Origin of the sequence: Porticoccus sp. (assembly GCF_965660005.1) — a bacterium.
GTDB lineage: Bacteria > Pseudomonadota > Gammaproteobacteria > Pseudomonadales > Porticoccaceae > Porticoccus.
Window position 1 is genome coordinate 1 of the sequence record NZ_CBFHYF010000074.1, and the last position, 3,853, is coordinate 3,853.

The 3,853-nt window shown below is 47.1% G+C and carries 6 protein-coding genes; 2 read left to right on the forward strand and 4 right to left on the reverse strand.

Translation table 11 applies throughout. The features are described from left to right. The coding region (locus tag ACTF5G_RS10005; RefSeq protein ID WP_438952659.1) for a Clp protease N-terminal domain-containing protein at positions 1-601 on the reverse strand (601 nt) is incomplete at its 3' end. Between the two features lie 24 nt (positions 602-625). Beyond that, a complete protein-coding gene (gene clpS, locus ACTF5G_RS10010; protein ID WP_438952660.1) occupies positions 626-997 on the reverse strand; it encodes an ATP-dependent Clp protease adapter ClpS in 372 nt (123 codons plus the stop codon). 251 nt (positions 998-1,248) lie between these two features. Between clpS and ACTF5G_RS10015 the strand changes: the two genes are divergently transcribed. Next, the gene (locus ACTF5G_RS10015; RefSeq protein ID WP_438952661.1) at positions 1,249-1,515 is read left to right on the forward strand and encodes a cold-shock protein; all 267 of its coding nucleotides are present in this window, start codon (positions 1,249-1,251) and stop codon (positions 1,513-1,515) included. A gap of 70 nt (positions 1,516-1,585) precedes the next feature. On the opposite strand, the gene icd is transcribed toward ACTF5G_RS10015, so the two are convergent. Continuing rightward, positions 1,586-2,839: an NADP-dependent isocitrate dehydrogenase gene (icd, locus tag ACTF5G_RS10020; RefSeq protein WP_438952662.1), complete on the reverse strand. Its 1,254-nt coding sequence runs from the start codon at positions 2,837-2,839 to the stop codon at positions 1,586-1,588. A 182-nt stretch (positions 2,840-3,021) separates the two neighbouring features. Here icd and ACTF5G_RS10025 point away from each other — a divergent pair, with 182 nt between their 5' ends. Then, entirely contained in the window at positions 3,022-3,609 is a 588-nt protein-coding gene (locus ACTF5G_RS10025; protein ID WP_438952663.1) for a pseudouridine synthase, read from the forward strand. Here ACTF5G_RS10025 and ACTF5G_RS10030 read toward each other — a convergent pair. Then, the coding region (locus ACTF5G_RS10030; RefSeq protein ID WP_438952664.1) for a hypothetical protein at positions 3,579-3,853 on the reverse strand (275 nt) is incomplete at its 5' end. The genes ACTF5G_RS10025 and ACTF5G_RS10030 overlap by 31 nt on opposite strands.

Here is a 3,853-nt window from a genome sequence, read left to right on the forward strand (position 1 = left end):
GCTCCACTTCCTCAACACGCCCCACCAAAGGATCAATATAGCCTTTTTCCGCCTGGGCATTCAGGTTGGTGGTAAATTGCTCCAGCAGGCTACTGCTATTGATTTCTGCGTCTGCGCTGCCTTCTTCCTGATGAGACTCGCCATCATGCTGTTCTGACTGGTCTGCGTACTTGGAGATGCCGTGAGAGATGTAATTAACCACATCAATTCTGACTACATTCTGCAGACGAAGGAAATAAACGGCCTGACTTTCCTGCTCGCTGAATAACGCAACAAGCACATTGTCACCCTGGACCTCTTTTTTGCCGGAGGATTGCACATGAAATACAGCACGTTGCAGAACGCGTTGAAAACCGAGTGTTGGCTGGGTGTCTCTCTCCTTAAGCTCCTCAGGAATCAATGGTGTTGTAGACTCGATAAACTCATCCAGGTCATGACGAAGTACATTGACGTCAACACCACAAGCTCTCAGCACCTTGAGCGCCGACTCGTTATCCAGCAATGCGAGCAATAAATGCTCTACCGTCATGAATTCGTGACGTTTGTGACGGGCTCCTTTGAACGCCTTGTTCAGGCTGAGTTCAAGCTCTCTACTTAACATATATCGTTACCTTTAAACACTACGTTAGAGATCATCATCTTCCGAGGGTTCTACTTCACAAAGTAATGGATGCCCTTTGTCCCTGGCGTACTGGTTTATTTGCGCGACTTTGGTTTCTGCCACATCCCTGGTATATACACCACATACGGCTTTGCCCTCCAAATGGACCTTCAGCATTACCCGTGTCGCCACCTCACGATTCATGCCAAAGAAAATCTCCAGCAACCCAACCACAAACTCCATCGGCGTGTAATCATCGTTAAACAACACCACTTTGTATCGCTTTGGCCGCTTCAGTTCAGGTGATGCTGCTTCGACAACAGCGGCGGTATTGTGTTGCCACTCCTGTTGCTCTTCGTCCTTTTCACCAAGATGAATCTTTAAACTCATATTCATAAATCTTGCCAGAATCAACAGTTTCTATCTTACATATTAATACGCTATTTGCGGTCCTATTTTACTGTTAAGAACAAATTTATGTCGATTTTTTACCCCTGTGAGACACTTGACTTAATCACTTTTTCGTTATAGAAAATGCTTTTGCACAAAAAATGCACACAATAAATGCTCTTTTAAATCAGGGTAATAATGCTTGGTTACTGTAAAAAACCAAACCTATAACAGAAAACCCGGTGAGAGGTTCGTATATGCCGTCAGGAACAGTCAAGTGGTTTAATAATGCCAAAGGATATGGGTTTATTCTGGCATCAGATGGTGTGAGCGATGTTTTTGCCCACTATTCTGCAATCAATATAGAAGGTTACAAAACTTTAAAAGCCGGTCAGGAAGTCTCATATGACCTCGCGGAAGGTCAGAAAGGGCTCCATGCCTCCAATATCATGCCTCTGATCAACACGGAAGCTTCCGAGCCCGAAGCAAAATACCTCGACCACTTGAAAAATGGAAATGGTTAATGGTTGATGCCTCGCTGGTCATAAAAAAGCTCCTGTACTCTCTCGAGACAGGAGCTTTTGAGGGCAGAGCTTACATGTTGGCGATCATTGCATCGCCGAATTGAGATGATGACAACAGAGTTGCACCCTCCATAAGGCGCTCAAAGTCGTAGGTGACTTTCTTCTCTGAAATAGCACCCTCAATTCCTCTAATCACCAAATCAGCAGCTTCGCTCCAGCCCATGTGGCGAAGCATCATCTCAGCAGAGAGAATCAGTGAGCCGGGGTTGACCTTGTCCTGGCCTGCATATTTTGGCGCAGTACCGTGGGTTGCCTCAAAGATAGCAATATTGTCAGAGAGATTGGCACCAGGAGCGATACCAATACCACCTACCTGAGCGGCAAGTGCATCTGACAGATAATCACCATTCAAATTAAGTGTGGCAATGACGTCGTACTCGGCCGGGCGCAGAAGCACTTGTTGCAGCATGGCATCTGCAATTACTTCCTTGATAACAATTTCCTTCCCTGTGTTAGGGTTCTTCAGTACCTGCCAGGGACCGCCATCCAGAGGCTTCGCCCCAAATTCGTCTCTGGCCACCTCAAAGCCCCAGTCACAAAAAGCACCTTCGGTGAATTTCATGATGTTACCCTTGTGCACAAGGGTGACTGATGATTTGTTCTGATCGATCGCATACTGAATGGCTTTGCTGACCAGCCGCTTAGTGCCCTGCTCTGAAACAGGCTTGATACCAATGCCACAATTTTCCGGAAAGCGGATTTTTGTCACGCCCATTTCATTGCACAAAAAATTAATGACTTTTTTTGCTTCGTCAGTACCTGCGCGCCATTCGATACCGGCATAGATATCTTCAGAGTTTTCACGGAAGATACACATATCGACTTCGCCCGGTTTTTTGACCGGAGAAGGAACGCCCTGAAACCAGCGAACCGGGCGCTGACAAACATACAAATCAAGCTCTTGACGCAGAGCCACATTGAGTGAGCGAAAACCACCGCCCACCGGCGTTGTTAATGGGCCCTTGATCGAAACACTGAATTCCTTGATAGCATCAAGCGTCTCAGCAGGAAACCAGTCACCATCGTACATTTCTGCAGCCTTTTCGCCGCAGTAGACTTCCATCCAGGAGATTTTGTTGCTGCCGGCATAGGCTTTTTCAACAGCGGCATCGACAACTTTGATCATCACAGGTGTAATATCTACACCGATGCCATCGCCTTCGATGAAGGGAATAATAGGGTTGTTGGGAACGTTGAGAGAATAATCGGAATTAACTGTAATTTTTTCACCACCAGTTGGTATCTGGATGTGCTGATATCCCATTGTTGGCTCCATATGTTGGGTAAGTTACTAGTGCATTATTGTCGGGTTGGAACAAATAACCCTTGGTTTTATTGTTGTCCCGCTTTAGAAACGCATAAGATGCTATCACAAACACACATGCTCTTGTAGTTGATTTACATAGCTCTAAGGTATTTTAGTCTTAAAAAGCGTGCTTTCAACCGATGGTAAATCTCCTGCTTTTTAACAAGCCCTATGGGGTCTTGAGCCAGTTCTCTGATTGCGACGGACATCAGGGTCTGGCTCATTACCTTAAACAGCCAAACATCTATGCTGCCGGTCGACTGGATCATGACTCGGAAGGTTTGCTCTTGCTGACAGATAATGGCGGACTTCAGTCTTTTATCAGCAATCCCCGCTACAAACTGAGAAAAACCTATTGGGTGCAGGTGGAGGGCGAAATAACGCAACCTGCATTAGCCCAACTAATTCGGGGTGTAAAACTCAAGGACGGTGTTACTCGACCGGCTTCGGTCAGACTGATTGAGCAGCCGACACTCTGGGCGCGAAATCCACCGATAAGAGAACGAAAAAACCAGCCCACCAGCTGGATAGAACTACAAATTTCGGAGGGCAAAAACAGGCAGGTGCGTAGAATGACTGCCGCCACGGGCTTTCCTACACTAAGACTAATCAGGGTTGCCATTGGCGACTGGACTCTGGGCAACCTGCTGCCGGGACAATGCCGCTGGGAAACCATCCACCTACCCACGGCAAGACCTCACAAACAACACCAAAAAGCGACCAAATGATTGATCAAATCCATCTGACGGTAGCCGTCATTGCTGAACGAGAACAACGTTTTCTCATGGTCAGGTAAATCCGCAACGGGCTTGAAATGTACAATCAACCCGCAGGTCACGTCGAGCCAGGAGAGACTCCCATTGAAGCCGCCATCAGGGAAACGCGAGAAGAGACCGCCTGGCATGTTCTGCCCACTGCAATCATCAGCTTTACTACTTTTCGTACACCCGCAAACGGGGTTACATACTACCG

Coding starts and splice junctions, on each gene's coding strand:
- clpS (WP_438952660.1), bottom strand. CDS start 997: ATGAATATGAGTTTAAAGATTCATCTTGGTGAAAAGGACGAAGAGCAA.
- ACTF5G_RS10025 (WP_438952663.1), top strand. CDS start 3,022: ATGGTAAATCTCCTGCTTTTTAACAAGCCCTATGGGGTCTTGAGCCAG.
- icd (WP_438952662.1), bottom strand. CDS start 2,839: ATGGGATATCAGCACATCCAGATACCAACTGGTGGTGAAAAAATTACA.
- ACTF5G_RS10015 (WP_438952661.1), top strand. CDS start 1,249: ATGCCGTCAGGAACAGTCAAGTGGTTTAATAATGCCAAAGGATATGGG.